Annotated in this window: 1 protein-coding gene; it reads left to right on the top strand. The window is 72.6% G+C overall.

All coding sequences use genetic code 11. The features are described 5' to 3' along the window. Positions 1–361: Ig-like domain-containing protein (locus GJV82_RS19715; protein ID WP_196217325.1), on the top strand; the 361-nt coding region annotated here is incomplete at both ends.

The following is a 361-nucleotide window of genomic DNA, read 5'->3' as shown; positions in this document are numbered from 1 at the left end:
TCCAGGACACGTACGGTGCGCGGGCCACGGGCGCGGTGACGGTGAACGTCTCGGCGAACGCGCCGCTGCTGCCCCCGGTCGCGCGCGACGACACCGTGCCCGTCGAGGACATCCTCGGCAGGACCGAGGTCACCGTGCCCGTCCTGGACAACGACGAGGACCCCGACGGCGCCGCGACCGAGCTCACCGTCACCAGCGACGCCGAGACCACGACCGTCACCCCCGACGGCGAGCTCGTCGTCACCCTCACCGAGGCCCGCCAGGTCATCACCTACACCGTGACCGACATGGACGGCCTCACCGCCAAGGCGTTCGTCAAGGTCCCCGGCCTCACCGACCAGGCGCCCACGCTGCGACCGGG

Origin of the sequence: Cellulosimicrobium composti, assembly GCF_009711085.1 — a bacterium.
Classification (GTDB): Bacteria; Actinomycetota; Actinomycetes; order Actinomycetales; family Cellulomonadaceae; genus Cellulosimicrobium; species Cellulosimicrobium composti.
This window is presented reverse-complemented; position numbering and strand designations above follow the sequence as displayed.